Annotated in this window: 20 protein-coding genes and 1 pseudogene; 5 read left to right on the top strand and 16 right to left on the bottom strand. The window is 36.4% G+C overall.

From position 1 onward, the window contains the following. Positions 1 to 79: 79 nt before the first annotated feature. Together BMY14_RS02870 and BMY14_RS02865 are read right to left on the bottom strand one after the other, a co-directional pair. A complete protein-coding gene (locus BMY14_RS02870; RefSeq protein WP_245741236.1) occupies positions 80 to 1621 on the bottom strand; it encodes an ABC transporter permease subunit in 1542 nt (513 codons plus the stop codon). A 76-nt stretch (positions 1622 to 1697) separates the two neighbouring features. Further along, positions 1698 to 2450 carry an ABC transporter ATP-binding protein gene (locus tag BMY14_RS02865; RefSeq protein ID WP_091829010.1) on the bottom strand — a complete coding sequence of 251 codons (753 nt, stop codon included), beginning with the start codon at positions 2448 to 2450 and terminating at the stop codon, positions 1698 to 1700. Positions 2451 to 2740: 290 nt separating this feature from the next. Here BMY14_RS02865 and BMY14_RS02860 point away from each other — a divergent pair, with 290 nt between their 5' ends. Next, positions 2741 to 3538 (top strand): DeoR/GlpR family DNA-binding transcription regulator, encoded by a 798-nt coding sequence (locus tag BMY14_RS02860; protein ID WP_091829008.1) that lies wholly within the window; start codon positions 2741 to 2743, stop codon positions 3536 to 3538. Between the two features lie 376 nt (positions 3539 to 3914). On the opposite strand, the gene BMY14_RS02855 is transcribed toward BMY14_RS02860, so the two are convergent. Further along, positions 3915 to 5078 (bottom strand): DUF362 domain-containing protein, encoded by a 1164-nt coding sequence (locus tag BMY14_RS02855; RefSeq protein ID WP_245741234.1) that lies wholly within the window; start codon positions 5076 to 5078, stop codon positions 3915 to 3917. Positions 5079 to 5168: 90 nt separating this feature from the next. Beyond that, positions 5169 to 5306, bottom strand: coding sequence for a hypothetical protein (locus tag BMY14_RS20465; protein ID WP_177177454.1), 138 nt, complete (start codon positions 5304 to 5306; stop codon positions 5169 to 5171). Between the two features lie 82 nt (positions 5307 to 5388). Here BMY14_RS20465 and BMY14_RS02850 point away from each other — a divergent pair, with 82 nt between their 5' ends. The 4 genes from BMY14_RS02850 (at position 5389) to BMY14_RS02835 (ending at position 7946) form a co-directional block, all read left to right on the top strand. Then, positions 5389 to 6306, top strand: a complete 918-nt coding sequence (locus BMY14_RS02850; RefSeq protein ID WP_091829005.1) for a helix-turn-helix transcriptional regulator — start codon at positions 5389 to 5391, stop codon at positions 6304 to 6306. Positions 6307 to 6371: 65 nt separating this feature from the next. Next, complete coding sequence (locus BMY14_RS02845) at positions 6372 to 7169, top strand: SDR family oxidoreductase (protein WP_091829003.1); 798 nt, start codon at positions 6372 to 6374, stop codon at positions 7167 to 7169. A gap of 23 nt (positions 7170 to 7192) precedes the next feature. After that, entirely contained in the window at positions 7193 to 7534 is a 342-nt protein-coding gene (locus tag BMY14_RS02840) for a nuclear transport factor 2 family protein (protein WP_091829000.1), read from the top strand. Beyond that, positions 7503 to 7946 (top strand): Dabb family protein, encoded by a 444-nt coding sequence (locus BMY14_RS02835; protein ID WP_245741232.1) that lies wholly within the window; start codon positions 7503 to 7505, stop codon positions 7944 to 7946. Before BMY14_RS02840 ends, BMY14_RS02835 begins: the two co-directional genes overlap by 32 nt. A 234-nt stretch (positions 7947 to 8180) precedes the next feature. Here BMY14_RS02835 and BMY14_RS02830 read toward each other — a convergent pair whose 3' ends face one another. The 12 genes and pseudogenes from BMY14_RS02830 to BMY14_RS02770 form a co-directional block, all read right to left on the bottom strand. Then, positions 8181 to 8900, bottom strand: coding sequence for a KDGP aldolase (locus tag BMY14_RS02830; protein ID WP_177177453.1), 720 nt, complete (start codon positions 8898 to 8900; stop codon positions 8181 to 8183). A 2-nt stretch (positions 8901 to 8902) separates the two neighbouring features. Then, positions 8903 to 10018: a DgaE family pyridoxal phosphate-dependent ammonia lyase gene (locus BMY14_RS02825; protein ID WP_091828996.1), complete on the bottom strand. Its 1116-nt coding sequence runs from the start codon at positions 10016 to 10018 to the stop codon at positions 8903 to 8905. 15 nt (positions 10019 to 10033) lie between these two features. Then, positions 10034 to 10696 (bottom strand): DUF4310 family protein, encoded by a 663-nt coding sequence (locus BMY14_RS02820; protein WP_177177452.1) that lies wholly within the window; start codon positions 10694 to 10696, stop codon positions 10034 to 10036. Next, positions 10696 to 11478 (bottom strand): DUF4311 domain-containing protein, encoded by a 783-nt coding sequence (locus BMY14_RS02815; RefSeq protein WP_091828994.1) that lies wholly within the window; start codon positions 11476 to 11478, stop codon positions 10696 to 10698. Before BMY14_RS02815 ends, BMY14_RS02820 begins: the two co-directional genes overlap by 1 nt. Before the next feature lie 24 nt (positions 11479 to 11502). Continuing rightward, positions 11503 to 11841 (bottom strand): DUF4312 family protein, encoded by a 339-nt coding sequence (locus BMY14_RS02810; protein WP_091828991.1) that lies wholly within the window; start codon positions 11839 to 11841, stop codon positions 11503 to 11505. A 23-nt stretch (positions 11842 to 11864) separates the two neighbouring features. After that, the gene (locus tag BMY14_RS02805; RefSeq protein ID WP_019552662.1) at positions 11865 to 12227 is read right to left on the bottom strand and encodes an SFCGS family glycine-rich protein; all 363 of its coding nucleotides are present in this window, start codon (positions 12225 to 12227) and stop codon (positions 11865 to 11867) included. A gap of 20 nt (positions 12228 to 12247) precedes the next feature. Further along, the gene (locus BMY14_RS02800; protein WP_091828989.1) at positions 12248 to 12607 is read right to left on the bottom strand and encodes a hypothetical protein; all 360 of its coding nucleotides are present in this window, start codon (positions 12605 to 12607) and stop codon (positions 12248 to 12250) included. Next, complete coding sequence (locus tag BMY14_RS02795; RefSeq protein ID WP_091828986.1) at positions 12604 to 13734, bottom strand: amidohydrolase/deacetylase family metallohydrolase; 1131 nt, start codon at positions 13732 to 13734, stop codon at positions 12604 to 12606. Before BMY14_RS02795 ends, BMY14_RS02800 begins: the two co-directional genes overlap by 4 nt. Before the next feature lie 9 nt (positions 13735 to 13743). Further along, positions 13744 to 15648 carry a BglG family transcription antiterminator gene (locus BMY14_RS02790; RefSeq protein ID WP_091828983.1) on the bottom strand — a complete coding sequence of 635 codons (1905 nt, stop codon included), beginning with the start codon at positions 15646 to 15648 and terminating at the stop codon, positions 13744 to 13746. 313 nt (positions 15649 to 15961) lie between these two features. Then, a pseudogene (locus tag BMY14_RS20815) lies at positions 15962 to 16747 on the bottom strand (Cof-type HAD-IIB family hydrolase). A gap of 606 nt (positions 16748 to 17353) precedes the next feature. After that, positions 17354 to 17845 (bottom strand): GNAT family N-acetyltransferase, encoded by a 492-nt coding sequence (locus tag BMY14_RS02775; protein ID WP_177177451.1) that lies wholly within the window; start codon positions 17843 to 17845, stop codon positions 17354 to 17356. A gap of 31 nt (positions 17846 to 17876) precedes the next feature. Beyond that, on the bottom strand, positions 17877 to 18302 hold the full coding sequence (locus BMY14_RS02770) for a MarR family winged helix-turn-helix transcriptional regulator (RefSeq protein WP_091828975.1): 426 nt from the start codon (positions 18300 to 18302) through the stop codon (positions 17877 to 17879). Positions 18303 to 18376: the final 74 nt, after the last annotated feature.

Here is an 18376-nt window from a genome sequence, read left to right as displayed (position 1 = left end):
ATTTAATTCTCTTGACCCTTGATTTTCAATAAAAACACGTAAAACTTAACGTAAGCCAATTTTTATCATTACATTCACGTCAATTCGTGAATGATCGTTTTTTATTAAAAAATTCACTGCAAGTTTTCATACATAAATTGGTCGCAAAAATAAGTATGGATAATACAAATATTTCATTAAAGCTGGCGAAATGCTGCAACTCATTTATTTTACTGGTTACAACCGCCGTTCGCGCCGTCACTAAAAAAATAATCGCACTAATTGTAACCATGGAATTTATAAAATAATAACAAAACATTTCCACCAAAGTTGTTGTGGAGTTTGGAACAATAACGCGCATAATCGTCTGCAACCAAGTATCCCCCATTAACAAACCGGTAATTTCCCAAGCTTGATTCATTTTAAGCAGTGAATTTTTCGCCATCAAATAAGGTGTAGTAAAAAAATGCACCAGATTACAAATAACGATAATAGTGAAAGTTCCCTTTAAATCACTATGATTAAACAGTAACAAATAAGACAGCCCCAGCACCATACCAGGCACCGTATTTGTTATCATCGCGAAGACATCCAGACTCATTTTGATTCGTTTATTCATCGAGGTACGGGCATTTATGATGGCTGCACTATAAGAAAGTAACGTACCCAGTCCTGCTGTCAGGATTGCTATGAGCAATGAATTTTCATATACATTTAATATCGGGGTCGAAAAAAGTGTGCGTCTAAAAAAATCAGTGGTAAAATGCATATCGTAAGGAAAATTATTTACAAACGGCGTTACAAACATTACCAAAAAAACCATCCCAATAACCAGAACGGTGCTAATGGATATGATCGCGCAGCAAATATCACGAAACCTGTTTTTAAGTAAATCTGTTTGGGTGAATTTATCATAAGAAAAATTAAATTTTTCAAGATAATTCAAAAACCAAACCCCCATAATGGCCGGCAACAGCATCAGCATCGCGATAGCCGAACCACTATTGAAGTTTGGAATAGATCCCAGCATCACCTGATACAGCTGCCCGGCAATGACACCATACGTACCTCCAACCGAAGCAGGTATGCCAAAATCTGTAAAGCTCAAGATGAACGAAATGACAAACGCTCCTCCTAACGTACCGATGAGCGGACGAAGGATTGTATTGATGAAATTCCTAAAAAAATTATCCCCCATCAATGTTGAAACAATGATGTATTTTTTATCAACATAACCAAACGAATTATGAATTAATAAAAACGCCGCTGGTAAAGTGTAAATAACATAGCCGATTAAAAGTCCATTAAAGCCATAAATCGAAAATAATTCTCTGCCAAAAAAATGAGTCAGTAAGCCTTGTTTGCCAAAGGAATAAATAATGGCAAAACCATATGTTATGGTAGGCAAAAGCATTGGAATCAAAATCCCAATTCGTATGATAAGTTTTAACAATTTATGGATGTTAGTACAATTTACAGCATATGCTAAAACGAAAGCTAAGCTAGTTGCGATGAATGCTGTAAGAGCTGATATATAGATACTGTGCTGAATTGCCAGGAAAATGTCCTTATCCCCAATAACTGTAATATAATTGGCAAGTCCCACGTTTTGTCCGCTTTTAAAAGAATTCAGCAACAGCATGAGTAAGGGAGCGCACAGAAAGACTCCAAAAAACAGGGTTAGTACGATATAAATGAATTTTATTTCCAGCTTTTGTTTAAGCATGGCAGCCTTCAAACAAATCATAAATATTGTCTCGTTTTATTTTAAGTTGACGCAATATAAATTCCTCCACAAAGTTATTATTGGGTTGATGAATAATTTGTTTTGGTGTTCCAAATTGAGAAACCTTACCTTGCTCGAGGATCAATACTTTATCCGACATTGTCAAAGCTTCTTCTGGATCATGGGTTACGATAATGGTAGTCAACTTGTATTTTTGGGTAATGGCTTTAATTCGTTCTTTAATCGTTTCTTTTATAACCCCGTCTAAAGCGCTTAATGGTTCATCCAAAAGAAGTATCTTCGGTTTTACGGCTAACGTGCGAGCAAGTGCGACCCGTTGTTTTTGCCCACCCGATAACTGATCAATCCCTTTTAGCAGATGCGGCTTCAACTCTAAAAATTCAATTAAACTATCAAGTTCGTCAGAGCTTATTAACTTTGGTTTGTTTTTGAGTCCATAAATAATATTTTTATATGCATTGAGATTGGGGAACAGTGCATAATCTTGAAAAACAATATTAAAACCACGTTCTTTCATCGAGGTCTGGCTTATGTCTTTGTCATTAAAAATAATAGTGCCGCTATCCATAGGCGTCAAACCTAATATTATATTTAATAATGTGGTTTTACCGCTGCCACTTGGTCCCAGCATCGAAACAATCTCGCCGTTTTCAATTTCAACATTAATTTCATCTAATATAACTTTTCCTGCAAATTGCTTACTTATATTTTTTAATTTCAACAAAATAGTTCTCCCCCTTTCTATTTCAATAAGCTGTTTTATTTTGATCAATAAAGCGAAACACCGCTTTACGTCTTTACTATACACATCTTCCGCCCAACTTTTGTTATAAATTTGTTAACACATTGTTAAAACATCATCATTATTGATAATATTATTACAACATTATTAATAATTATCTTTTAATAATTGACAATATTTTAATATATTATTAATATTTTTCTTTAACATTGTCATTTTTTATGCTACACTTTGTATATATTAACAAATAGAATTGGATAAGGATGATATGCATGCTGCCAAATGAAAGACATACAAAGATTTTAGACCTCTTATCGACAAAAGATGTCGTCACTATTCCAGAATTAATGACGGAATTCAAAATATCGATAGAAACCGCACGCCGCGACTTAACGATTTTAGAAAAACAAAATCGTATTCAAAAAATTTACGGCGGAGCCAAGCTTAAAATTTCTACATTCTCTGAACCTACCATGGAAAGCAGATTGGTTTATCATCTGTTGCAAAAAGAATCCATTGGGAAAAAATGCTGTGATTTTATTAAAGATGGCGACTGTATTTTTATCGATAGCGGTTCCACCACATTTCAAATCGTTAAATATATAAAAACAAAAAAAAATCTCACCATCATCACAAATTCACTGCCCGTAGTGAATGAATTAATGTCCACTGATTTTGAAATCATTATTATTGGTGGGAAAGTTCGTCACGATGAAAGTTCCATTGTTACCTACGATTATATTTTTGACTTTTCCCAGCTAAACATTCAAAAAAGTTTTATTTGCGCTGGCGGCATCACTGTGGAAAATGGAATTTCTGATTTCAATATGCAAGAAGCCGTTACAAGAAAAATAATCATCGAACGATCGAACGAGGTCTTTGTGGCTGCTGATAGCAGTAAATTTGATAGAAATGTTACCATAAGCATCGCTGCCTTAAATAAAATCAACTATATTATTACGGATTCAGGCCTAAGTAAATATACGGTCAACAGTTTTAAAAAAACGACTACCAACCTTATTTTGGCTGAAACCTTCTCTACAAAAAAAACAAAAAGCGACGCCCTTTAATACTGAATCACTAAAACTTATTTTTCCACTATCAAAAAGAAAAGACCGTCGAAGCGCATAAATGCGTTTTAACGGTCTTTTTAATATCATAAAAGTAATACGCTAGTTCCATGAATGGAATCGTAAATTTACTATTCATCCAACTTCATAAGTTCATTAAGCATCATCTTATAATGATTAAAAAAATTTTTAGGTATAGTAACATGCTCTGTATCTTCATATTCAATCCGATTTATCCCATTATGATCGATGTTATAAATATAAGAGTCAGGATACGATTACCCCTCATATCTATTGTTGGATATTTTTTATTCCAACAATTTTATAAAAAAGTATATAGACTGACCTTGCGGACTTATCCATATAATAAATTTTATCATGTATTGCCAAATAATAGCTTATGCAGCCAGTGTACTTTTATATCAATGGCTTTTTCCGGACACAATTCCTGACAACAAAAACAACTAATACATTTTTCCAGATTAGCAACTGGTTTTCCATTTTTCATCTCAATTATTTTTGCCGGACAGCCCCGCAGGCAATCACCACAGGAAATACATTTTTCATGATGAAAAATTGGTTTTGGCCGTAATGACTTGATAAAAAATTCTTCCACTTTACGTGGGACAAGCCCGCTGATCAAACTTTTTTTAATAGAATCTGGTCGTTTAAATGGAACGATCGGAATCGTTTTAACATCATCACCTGCTATTTTTATATCCGCCAATTCACCAGAAAATAATCCGCGTCTTTTAGCAGATTGAACGGTTGGAACTGTAAGCGGGTCCATCCCCATAATGTAAGTACCAACTGTATCGAGCGCGTAAGGATTTTCAGCCGCCAGCAATAGTCCAACATGCCGGCTTGTTCCTGAAGAAGGTCCATTCCCTTCCATACCTTCAATCGCATCAATCATGGTAAAATCTGGTCGGACATATTCACAAATATCAACTAAATGATCTGCAAAGTTTTCAGCCGTATGCATTTTAAAATGATATTCGGCTTTCGTCAGTCCGGGTATAACGCCAAATAAATTTTTGACCCCACCCGTATACGACATCATACAATGTGTTTTAAATTTGGCAATGGAAACAATCAGATCTACTTCGGTCACCACACGAATAATTTTCATTGATTTCAACTTTTCCGCTTTTTCATTTTTTACTTCGACCGAATTTATATCATAATTCAATTCACAGCCTGTAGCTTCAGCAACCTTTGCCATTCCACTTGCTTTATAAATTTCTTCCAAACGTTTTTTATAAAAAGGGCCACCCGGACTATCGCCAATTATAACGTTCCAGCCTAATTTTTGCAGATATCTGACGGCTGCTTCGACAACCGCAGGATGTGTTGTCACCGCATCTTCCGGTTCGTTTTTTTTCAATAAGTTCACCTTGATTAAAGCTTTCCCTGTCTTTTTTTCCTTTGTTTTTAAAGCAGAGCAATGTTCCATACCAGAAAAAACAGCCGTTTCTACTTCTTTATAATCATAAGAGTTACACTTTTTAAGAATGACCTCTTCCATGATTTTCTCCATGATTTCTTCCACCATTCATCTCATTTTCTATTAGTATATCACTTTCTTACAGAAGAAAATATTGCCATTTTAAATGGTATCCATGTAAAATTATAGTAAATTTTGTTTATTCCAACGGATTTCACTCATTTGCCAAGCTTTTTCCTCGATAATTTCTCCACTTTTATCTTCACACAACTTTCTTAAAATCCATCCAATATCTTTTTTCAGCTCTCCATAAGTTTCCACCTTGTAATATTTAAGTATAAAACATATAACTCGACATACTATTGTCAAGTTATATGTTTTATACTTAAATGGAGGTGATAAAATGAAAATTAGCAGACTCTTTCAAATTATATATATCATTCTTGAAAAAGGTATAGTAACTGCCCCCGAGCTAGCCAAACGTTTTGAAGTATCTGTTCGGACGATCTATAGAGATGTTGATGCATTAAGCCAAGCTGGAATTCCCATTTATGCAAACCAGGGCAAAGGCGGTGGAATTTCTCTGACTGAAAAGTTTATCCTCAATAAGTCTCTTCTTTCTGAAAAAGAGCAGGATGAAATTTTGATTGCTTTACAGAGCTTAGCCGCTGTCAGATATCCAGAATTCGATGATATATTATTAAAATTAAGCAACTTATTTTTAAAAAGCAACGTTAACTGGATAGAAGTAGAATTTTCGTCCTGGGGAAGTGATCAAAAGCAAAAAGAGGTATTCAGCCTGCTCAAAAACGCCATACTGAAACAGCAAGTCATTGCGTTTTCCTATTTCAATGTTGCTGGTGAAAAAAGTGATCGCCGTGTTGAACCTATAAAGCTGCTTTTCAAGGATAAATCATGGTATCTGAAAGGATACTGCCTACAACGAATGTCCTGTCGAACTTTTAAAATAACACGTATGTCAGATGTTCAACCTACAGGCGACCCTTGCAGCCATGCCGCTTCACAGGAACAGCCTGCGACAGTCTCATCAAATGATGCTGCTCCTGCTGCCATTTCCCTTAAACTTAAAATATCAGCAAAGGGAGCTTACCGGGTATATGATGATTTCTCTGAAAAAGATATTATAAAAAATGAAGACGGCTCCTATACTGTCAATGCTTCTATGCCGAGTGGTGAATGGATTTTCAATTACCTTTTTTCTTTTGGGCCGCTGCTTGAAGTTATAGAACCTCCGAGTATACGTTTAGAGATGAAAACTCGCATTAAAAACATGGCAAATAAATATTCACCCATAACCTGACGTACTGTAGTCAAGTTTTATTGGATATACTAGACATGTAACTCAATTGAAGGGAGGAATACATTTTGGAAAATCAAAATTTATTAGATTTCAGCAAGGAACTCGAAGGCAAACGGATACTTGTTACGGGTGGAACCAAAGGGATTGGTCAGGCTATTGTTAATCGTTTGCTAAAATCGGGAGCAACCATAATAACTACAGCACGAACAATTCCTGACAACTTACCAAAATCCGTAGGATTCATTCAAGCTGACGTTAAAACACCTGAAGGTACTGAAAAAATAATTAAGGAAACCTTGAAAAAGCTCAGAGGATTAGATATTTTGATTAATAATGCAGGCGGTTCATCAACCTCTACTGCAGGAGCTTTAGCACTAAGTGATGAAGACTGGCTGACAAATTTTAATGGGAATCTTTTTTCATCTGTACGTTTGGATCGAGGTTTTTTACCATCTATGCTCGAACAACATAAGGGAGTTATTATTCATATAACATCTATTCAGCGCAGACTTCCCGGAAAAATGACAATGGCATATTCCGCAGCCAAGGCTGCTCTGACTAATTACAGTAAAAATCTTGCAACTCAGTTTGGTTCAGAAGGCATTCGCATAAATACTGTCGCTCCCGGATTTACCGAGACGAAGGCAGCAGAACACCTGATTGAAAGGATGGCCGAAAACTCAAAAAGTGATTATAATGCAGCCCGACAAGAATTAATGAATGTTCTCGGCGGTATACCACTGGGACGCCCGGCAAAACCAGAAGAAATTGCGGAACTTGTTGCCTTTCTCGTATCAGACAGAGCTTCCTATATCACAGGTAGTGAGCATATCATTGACGGCGGAATCATCCGCACGATTTAGCACTTTAAAAGGAGTCTAAAAATATGAATTTAAATGAAATACCGCAAGTGATTAACAATTTTATCACGGCTACTAACAAACCTGATGCGGACGCATATTTAGATTGTTTTGCTGAGGATGCAATAGTTCTTGATGAAGGTCAAAAAAAATACGGAAAATCTGCTATAAAAAAATGGAGCGACGAAAATCAGTTTGCATTAAACGTAAGACTGGAGCCCAAGCAAATTAAATGGGATTCGAATGAAATAATTATTACTTTTAAATTAGATGGAGATTACAATAAAAATGGTTTACCGGATCCTTTACTACTGGATTTCCATTTCAGTATAAAGGATGATAAAATTATCGAATTATCAATTTATTAAACATTTAGAAGTTGGTGAATTTCTATTCTGGGAGGCTGTCATCCCCTTATTCGCAAAGCTAAGAATGAAGCGTTGGCATCATTTGGCTGCACAAAGAAAATTATTACTGGAGGTCAAAATCATGATTGTAAACAATGTACTATTAAAGCTAAAAAATCAGGATAAGAACAATATAAACAAAGCGCAAGGTGTTCTTCTTAGCATGAAAGGAAAAATAAATATTTTGCAGGACATACAAGTTGAAGAGAACGTACGTCCTGGAAAAAGCACTTATGATCTGCTTCTGATTACGAAATATGCATCTTTAGAAGATTTGGATGCATACCTTACACATCCGGCACATTTGGAAGTTGCTAAATATATAGGTGGTGTTCTAGATACACAGGCATCTTTTTGCTATGAGATAAAATAAAAAACAAAAATTTGCAAAAATAAAAAGTGACATAAGTTCATATTTTTATTAACATAATATCTTACCTTTTGATTTTCTTTGGAGAACAAATTAAAATAATGCAGGGCCAGTTGACCCTGCATTACAAACAAAACTCCATTGATTCTTTTCTACATAACTTCTTGTTTTGTATAATAAAAGCACCTAACTAGTGTTTTTATCATCGATTTCATATCGCATTTTTTAAAGTTTATCTCAGAGTAACTTTAAAAGCTTTTCCAGTGAATTTTTTACTTGAGATGGTTCTGTTTTTCCTGTATTTTTGTCGACAAAAGCAGTATAAACATGAGGAACTATGGTTTGTGCGCCGTTTTCCAAACAAACTTTGACAACAGCTTCTATAGATTGAGCATCAATCCCGCCCGTTGGTTCAAACATAGTAATACCAGCATTTACAGCCGCCTTTACCATGGCCGCAACTTCATCGAGATGTTTGGCTCCACCTATTGGATAAAATTTTACCGAAGGAATATGTAACTCTTTCAAGGCTGCTGCTGCTGCCTCACAACTAATATATTCATCAAAAGCCTGACTTTCTGGTCCCGTAAGAATAGATACTTTCCCCGTTATACCGCTTGGCTTGATCAATGCATTGACAATGGTATCTTCACTTCCTGCAGCTTTAAGTGCGGCAAGCGTATAGCCAGCTCCAGGATAGACTTGATTTACATGTGCTGGTTTTGTCAAAACAGCTGTTTCTACAACCTTATGCCACATCAACGGATCTGCTCCGCCAAGCCCAACCGACACGGGTATACCTAAGCGCTGCATTTCTCTAACCGTCTTTGCTGCTGCTTCTGCCGTTGGAAAAGGTTTTACCATAACACCAATATAAACATTTCCATTGGTGGCTTCTACTATTTCTTTCGCATTTTGTGCATCTGCTGCCAGTACATTTATTTTTATTGTTGCCATTTTTATTTATTCCCCTTTGTTTGTGCTAAAATTTCTTTAAAACGATCTGCTATAAGATTTTCCTGTCCTTCCAGCAAAGGCCTCGGATCTATAAAGATTTGTCCCTGTGACAGGCAATAATTTCTTGTATGAATGGCTGGATTCCCTGTTTCTAATTTTTGAGCAATCACCGTTGCACTGATCCCTGTGATATTGGCATCAATATCAAGTCTTGCCCGATAAATTTCTCTGCCAGCTTCATCCTGTGCAATACTTCCTGTAATCCCCGGAATATTTTTTAATTCAGCTAAAAGCAGTTTCATGCGTTTTTTTTGCTGTTCTGCATTTGGTTTTTTTGCCGCATATTTCCCCAGTGCAGTAAGTAGTCCAATAATACTTTCTTTGCCTGTTTTCATAGGACGACCTATTCCTTGATACTGCATACGGCAAGCCCGACAAAGATCACTGCGCCCGCAAATAAAACCGGAAGTCGGCCCTTCCAGTGCTTTACCGCCACTATATATAACAAGATCGGCTCCTAATTTTATATATTTGTGTAAATCCTCCTCGGCAGCTGCATCAATAATGAGCGGCAATTTATGCCGGTGTGCGATATCCAGCATCGTTTCAATTGATACCATACCTTTTTGTACAGCATGGTGTGACTTAATATAAAAAAGGGCTGCTGTTTTTTCATTTATGGCATTTTCAATGTTTTGTGCAACAACGAGATTAGCTGTTCCCACTTCTATCGGTTTCCCGCCTCCCAGCTTCATCATCTGAGTCACACGGGCTCCAAAGTTGACGGCATGCCCTTTTTGCAGGATAATTTCATTTTTAAGGCCTTCACTATCTGGCAAATTTTCTATAATATCAAGATTGATACCACTAATTACAGCAGCTGTACTGATAGCAATACCCGCAGCCGCACCACAAGTTGGACAGCCATCTTCCGCCCCCGTTGCTTGTGCAATAAACTTTCCAGCTGATGGTAAAAGTTCTGCAATTTCAACATAGTCCATGGCAGCCTGCGCCATGGCATCTGCAACATCCTTATCAACCGCACTAGCACCTAAAACCGTCATTTTTCCACAGCCATTTATAACTTTACGTGGACCATACTGTTCAAAAACACTCATCTTTTTATCTCCTTCTTATTTTGTCATAATTGGAAAAAGCGCCCCTAAAATCATAGCTCCGATAATAGCCCCACCGGCAATTGGTTTTTTCCATGCATAAAACACAGCAGCACCAATGGTTGCCCCGATTCCCACTGGAATGGACGCCATTGCCGCCGCAATAACGATCATCGGTCCTAAATATCGGCCTGAAGCATTACCAGCTCCCATCATGACATCCGCACCAAAAGTAGATTCATTGGAAGCAACTGTATATTTTCGAATAATAATAATAATACAGCCTATGGCAAGTCCAATAACCGCTCCCGTCAAAAGTGCCAACGGAAACGACTCTAAAGGTCCTGTAATTCCCATACTCAAAAAAATCGCCGGAATACCGATACCTACTCCTGTCATAATAGAGCCGCCAATATCCAATATCCCTACTAGCGGACCTTCCAAAATGCGGGCAAAGAGAAAACTGGCACCAAAAGCCGCTGCAGCTCCAAAGCTTCCACCCTTAAGCCCCGCTTCGAGCATAGCCACAATTGCAATTTCATTGAATGCACCGATATGATATACATAATACATATGTGTACCAGCAAATACACCAGCTGCCAAAAATGCTGTAAAAATAGGAAAGGCCCACTCAGATAACCAAAACCCTGTCTGTAAATCTTCATTATTATCCACTATCATCACGCTCCTGCTTTAAATAATGCATGAAATGCTTTAAGTCCGTCTGGAACATCAACGTAAAATTCCGTAAGAAGTTTTATATCAAATTCCCGGAAAAATCCGCTTAAAACAAATAGCAATACCACTGCTACTACTAAAATTCTGGTAATGTGGTTCCAACCACCATCATCAACGCCTTTACCAATCAGAATGCCCAAAACAATCCCCGGTACAGCGTTTCCCATAACAAGGTGCGACAGCCCCCCCAGTATCGTGCCCCAAACTCCGGTTCTTCTTCCAGCATCAAGAGCTGCCATCCAAAATACAATCGGCATTACAAGGTTAATCAGCCAATTTGCTGCCGGTACAAGCACTTTTGTTGCAATAAGCTGCAAAGCTGGTGGTATAGCAACCGCCGTCGAATTCATAAGACCAATGACTACTGCACCTATAACAGCTCCCGTTAATGCCATTTTCGCCGGGTTATGTAAAGTTTCTGCTATATTCTTGTTACGCATCAAAAGAACAGCGGCAGACCAGTTCGGGATAATGCGATGCACTACATCCTGTGTAAAAGCTCCTGTGCCGACAATAGACGCCCATGAATTAAACAAAAAACCCAATCCAAACGAAAAATGTGCAATGGGATCACCTTCGCAAGCGTTCAATTCTCCCAAGGTGCGAAAAGCTCCCATTCCTTGTGCCTGCGGCGCATGAAACATTCGAGCAGCTCCTGCACCTACAGCAAACCCCATGCAGGCACCAATAATAACAGATTTCATCAGAATTTCTATAAAGTCCATATTTTAACCCCTTTCCTATGAGTCTTATCTCATTTCCAATATATGTTGAACTACCGATAATTTTTCCTCTTCGTGACGATATTTTATTGTATCTGTCAAAAAAACACTGAGTTTTACCGTAATTTCCGCTGTTATCTTGTATAATTTACGTTTACGTGGAAACAGCATACCTAAAAATCGTTCTGTATGAACCGAAATCACCGCATCCTTTATGTCCATTTTCTTTGGTTCTATCTGCAGCAATATTCCCGGATACTTTTTTTCCAATTCTGGTTTAATACGACTAAAAATGTCTTGAAAAGATTCTTTCTCAGTCTCACCTGTACCTTCTATTTGCAAAACTTCCTCATGAACGATGAACATACTACTTCCACCTCCTTACAATGTCACACTTTACTTTTTTTAATAAAGGCTTCGGCTAATCTCTGTCCCAATTCCTCAAGATCCATGAAACCAAAACCGACAACCTGTGCACCATTTTTTATTGCAGTAATTCCCGCCTCAATGGATCGGAGCCCAAACTCAGCTGAATAACCATATTTTGACTTTGCCGTAATCGCACCGGCACCGCCGCTTCCACAAAAAGAAATGCCAAAATCTGCTTTATTTTGGTTCATATAGTCTCCGACTTTCATGTCCGCGCCAACACCTGGAATTAATATAGCTTCTGCACCTGCTGCCTCAACACCAGCTGCTACTCTTTTACCTTTACCAAGGCGATCTCCAATTACTACTTTTATTTTTTCCATAATAAATCACTCTCCTTTATTTAAAAACCATTTGAGGCACACTGTAAATGAATTGCCAAAAGAATTATTTCTGAAGAACTCGTCGTCGTATCTCCCAAGCTTTTCAACGAAGTAAGAATATTCCTACTTTTTTCTTTGTAAGAGCCTTCAATCTGATCTTCTGTATCCTGATCAATTTTTGCTAACACTTCCCCCCTCTGAGCTCGCTTAATCACTTCTGCCATATGATGCCCCACGGCCAAATACCGTTCATCCGGAATGCAATTTCTCGTATCAATCAGTATCTCTTCAATATCGTCAAGTGTTTTTTTTAGTAAAACATTTCCTTCTGCGTCAAGTGATGCATCCCGTAAAATTTGCTGCAAGACTTTTGTTTTCATCGCCAGATTACCTTCCCTTCACGCACTACTCCTTTAACCTGCAATTGCTGAGTTCCAGTAATCTCGTTACCATCTGCATCTATATAGGTTTGCTCACCTTCAACTTTCTCAAAAAAAGTCATATCAGCCAATGCTCCTGCTTTAATCCGCCCAAGTTCGGGCATATTGAGCATAATTGCCGGTTTAAGCGTTACTGCAGTAATAACCTCGCGAAAAGACATTCCCAGTGCCATACATTTCTCCATTGTATGTTTTAAACTATATACCGGTCCGGAATAATTTTGACTATATAAATCCGTACTTATACTATCAATGCAAATGCCTTTTTCTCTGGCATTCTTAAAGCGGAAAAAAGAACAACTTTCCGTTCCATGCCCCAGGTCAAGATAAATGCCACGGTCTATTGCCGCTTTTAATTCGGGAAGAATGTACCCTTCTGCATCAAGACAACCACCTGCTTTCCCGTGAAATATATGGGTAACAATATCGCCCTGCTCCAAAAGGTTGAGTATATCCCCGAGAACTGGCGGACAGTTCCCAACATGAACAAATAAAGGCACATGCAATTGAGACGCCAGTTTTTTTGCTATTTTCAACCCCCCGGTATTGGTTTCTTTTACTACAGAATGACTCATCCTTACTTTTATACCGCGAATTTCCGCTTTACTGCTAATAAGTTTTTTTGTAGCTTCCACATCAATCGATGCAAGATCTTCTAGTTCAGACCTGCCTTCATATAAGCCTGCTGCAGAAATATTCAGCCAAGAAAGAACTCTTGTTTTTGCTTTTTTTATAATGTTTTTTTCAAATTGTAAAAAGTTTTTACTTCCACTGCTACCAGCATCAACCACCGTTGTTACACCCTGCTGAATACCAATACAATCGGCTTCGATGCCGATCACTGCTTCTTTATAAGCTACATGCGTGTGCAAATCAATCCAGCCTGGCGTTATATAAGCCCCCGCCAAATCAAGTAAATTGTTATAACGTGGAAGTATTGCCTGCTCAGGGTAAACACCTGCAATTTTTCCATTTTGAACACCAATAGAATATCTTCCTTCAGCTCCGGTAAAAGGGTCCAGAAGAAGACCATTTACGATAAGCAAATCTAACGATTTCATATTCATTTAAAGCCATTACTCCTTTTTATGAAATTTTTGATTTAGAGTGAAATAATTCAAAATAGCAATTATCTCACTCTCTGGTACATCTTCGTAGTAGTTACTGACAGCCTCTCTTATTTTTTCTTTAACTTTTACGATATTGACAGTATCATTGCCTGCATCCACGATATTGGCATAAGGTGCTCCACAGGCAAAGCGATTTGCCATCAATAAACAATGAAACATCAACCCAGTTTCACTTTGTCTTGTTAAATACTTTCCCAAACTTTCCTTTAGTGCCATCGTCAAGTTAAAACCTTTGCTAATCACTTCCTGTGTAAACTTTTCAATCTTTGCCATATCACTAAAATCAGCACCATGCCAGTTGCCAGCAATTTTAGGCTCTACTTTTTTTAAATTTCTCGTAACCGATGGTGTTAATTTGAAATTGTCTAATACACTTTGTATCTTTTTTATATCATCCTTTTGCAAGAAAGCATTGACTACAATGCAAGGCGTTTCTGTTTGCATTGGCAATACGCTTATGATGAGATCAATCGGATTATGGGCAATAAATGTTTCCGCATGCAAAATAGAACAACAACCAACGATCTGCAATACATCAAATTTGTTTTTAAGCTGGGCCATCAAAAGTTTGGCCGAAGATATTCCCGTGCTGCAAACAACAATCGTTCGTATTCTTTCTTTACCAAACAATGTTTCATAACTCAATTGGAAATATAGAACTATATAAGAAATCTCTTCATCACGAAGATATATATTGTATCTGCCAAAAACATCATAGCAAATCTGCTTTACAACATTAAATAATTGACCGAAATGATGCAGTATATCATCCAGCAACGGATTAACATTAACCATATGATACTGCTTTTTTACAAAAGCTCTTTTTATATGCATAAGAAGATTTTCATACAATTCGCAATCTGCTGAAAAAGGTATTTTAGTACTATGACTTGTCTTTTGTATAATCTGTAAAGTTATTTTTTCAATATCAATCGTCGTTTTAATGGAATTATCTTTTGTAAAAGGCAACAACAACCAATTGAGTTCAGCTTCCTCTATATTTATATTAAAATGTCCAAACATTTTTTTTAACTCAATACGGAAAAAGTGATCTGTGTCATTTGATATTGCAGCAATTTTTACTAAATCTCCAATCCCAGATTTATGCCGAATTTGATGTAATGCAACACAAATGCGAATGAACACTTCAATGCTCCCTTTATCGTCGAGCACATCTGTCATCTTGTAAATATTCTCTAAAAGTTGTTTACATAATTTACATAAATTTCCCACATCCTGGTCTTCTATCAGATACTGGCACATGACTTTTTTAAAAAATTCTGGCAAAAAGCATTGCCGTAACCCCTGTAAAATTTCTTCAATCGCTCTTACATCAAACATAGATAAAATAAAATACTCGATAGCCTGCCGTCTTTTAGTTTCTGTAGTATTTATCTTAAACCCCCAATGGGCTTTTCTGTCCAGATAAATATCCCAGATCGCCAGCATATCTGAGATTGTATCGATATCTCTCGTTACTGTATTTTTACTCACGTTTAACTTTGATGAAAAATCCTGTATTGTAATAAATTCACTACTTGTCAAAAGCATCAGTATAATATATCGAGTACGTTCAGTAGAAAAAATTCTGGTCTTTTCTTTTTCTTTGCTAAACAATTGCTGCAACTCACAAATATCCTTTGCACTGCCAGAAAGTTTGAAACCACATTTTGGTATATATTGCACTAAAATATTTGATGCTTCATCTTCTAACCAACCGCGCAAGTTATTGATATCATATTTAATACTGCGATCACTTACATGATATTTTTCCATTAGTGCCTTCTTGCTGATTGGATAGGATGCAGTCAATAAATCATTCATTATTTTACAGCAACGAACCGTAAGCATTTTCCATTCTCCTCTCCATATAAATTGTCGCAATTATTGTAATTTTCTATACTTATTATAGTAGCAAAACAATAAATTTAAAACATGCATTGTTTGCCTCACTAAACAGGCAAATAAAGTTTTTTCTGCTAAAGATACAACAATATAGCTACAAAAAAAAGACAAAGCCATCTGTAAATTCTCATAAACAGACTGCTTTGTCTTTAAAATTATTATAACTTATACCCATTAAATAAAAAACCATCAATCCTTGCATCGGCGCACAGGCAAAAAATGAAAACAATGCGTTTCAGTAATTCGCTTTTAAAAAATATTATAGACAATATTTTTTTATCATAAGCTCAACCCCCAACTGTGTATTAGCAGCCGTTATTTCGTTCGCAACATTTTTTAAATCTGTATTTGCATTGGCAACAGCAACACCGATTCGAGCAAATTTAACCATAGAAATATCACTATTTTCATTGCCAATTGCCATAACCTGCTCGCGGGTAATTCCATATTGATGGCATAGAAATTTCACTGCCATCCCTTTGTTGACGTGCGGTGGTAATATTTCAATACCCTGTTCCAACTTACCAGCCACTTGATCAGCTCCTCTGTTGATCAAGTTCAAGCTTTCCTCTATTTCATTATTTGACAAATCAGGAATAAATATACGGTATATTTCCTCTGGAATTTTTGTGTCTCGATTAATTTTTATTTTATGATAATCCACTTAAAAATTTTCAGCGTAACGCAAGGTCTCCGCCTTTATTTCATTCACATATAAAGTGTTTTTTCCATAACTTTTTATATAGTGCCTTTCAAACAGATCATAGATTTTTTGGCACATCCCTTCAGAAAGACTGCACGCAAAAAGTTCCTTTGTATTTTTTATATCAAGTATGTACGCTCCACAAAGAGAAACAATTGGAAGAGAATTCAAAGAAAGCTGCTTATAATATGGGAGCATCGCGCAGACCGGACGAGCCGATGCCAAAATCACTTTGATACCAGACTCCACACTTTGTTTTATTGCCGCCACCGTGCTTTCTGGTATTTTATTATCATCATCAAGTAAAGTTCCATCCATATCTAATGCTAATAATTTTATCATCAACCATTTTCCTCCTAAAAATTTATTAGCCTGCTTTTAACTGTTTGTCCAATAAAATCTTTTATAATTTTTCTTACTATTTTTGCTATTGCTTAGAAAAGAATTGTATTATAGTACCAATATATACCATCTCCTTTATCACTTCAATAATTTATTTTCTAACCGGCTTCATTTTTCCACTAAATTCCACCATAAAAATTCGCCCAGAAACATATCTCCAGGCAAATTTTCAATTTAGTTTTATGAACTTATTACTGTATTGCTGCAGTTATGCACAATTCCAGCAGCCTTTAGCTTTCTAATCGCCAAGTGTTATTAAGATATATATCTAAAATTTTATTTGTTATTTTTTTAAATTATTTTTATTATATCTGCCTCCCATCGCCACAAATAGTTTTCATATGTTTTTATATGTTAGAGCATTGCTTGAAAATAAGTTTATGTTTATTTTGCAACTTCTACCGAGAACTATTTTACACTAAGGCAAAAGGCAAAAAAACCGCACTGGGTAGACCAGCGCGGTAAAATAACGATCTCATTTTGAAGTCGATAAATGGATTAACTTTACAATTTTCAATATGTAAATACATATTATCTATTTATTTATTAAAGTTTAAGCTGATAAAACCTTGTATCAACTTTCATAATAGGAAAAGTATCTGGCAGTGTTTCTTTCTTTATTTGAACAAATTTATGTTTCGCATAGAAACGGTGCGCCGCTAAAAAAAGTTCAGTAGTTCCTAGATAGATATCATGAACGTCATATTCTCTGACCCATGTAATTACCTGCAATAATAATAATTTTGCTGTATTATACTTACTTCCCCTAAAAGCAGGTTTCACAAACATTTTTCTCAATGCTCCCTGATGATTTCCGATATCTATCAAGGCAATTGTTCCAACAACCCGACCATTATAAAGAGCTACCCAAAAGTTTCCATGCCCCGATTGATAGAAATTCTGGATATCACTTAAATCCGGTTGATCTTCTTTATTTATTGGAATGTTAAACTCATTTTGCTGGATATCCAGAATTAAATCAATCACTTCATCCTTATAGTCTTCTGTAAATTTTTTTATAACAATATCTTCAATCATCTGTTATATCTCTCCCTTCCTTAATAAATAGTTACAATGACTCGTCTTTGTGATGTTTTACTGCTTTCCAATGCTGATCTATATTTTTGCACATTCGTTTGAGCAATTGATATACAGTATCTTGTTCTTCAAGACTTAGTCCGGTAAAGCATGTTTCAATATTTCGGTTCTCTTCTTGAATAATATATGGATAAATCTCTTGTGCTTTTGCCGATGGATATAAATGCCATCCTCTTTTATCCGATTCATATCGTTCTCGCAATACGTAATCTTCTTTCATCAGCTTTTGTACGACTTTCGTTGTTGTTGCTTTATCTACTTTGAGAATATTGGAAAGTTCAATTAGATTGACACCCGGAGACTCGCAAATGCGGGTCAAAAAAATGAACTGGCCTCTTTGTAAATTAATTTCCCGATACGTAATATCACTAATCGATTGAATGCATCGGGCGAGCATACCAACCTCACGAAGTACTTCATTCTCTAGCTTAATAATACAACCCCCTATAACCTAAATTTTATTAGTTGACA

The organism is Propionispira arboris (assembly GCF_900109225.1).
Classification (GTDB): domain Bacteria; phylum Bacillota; class Negativicutes; order Selenomonadales; family Selenomonadaceae; genus Propionispira; species Propionispira arboris.
Note: the sequence above shows the minus strand (reverse complement) of the source record. Positions and strands in the feature narration are given on the sequence as shown.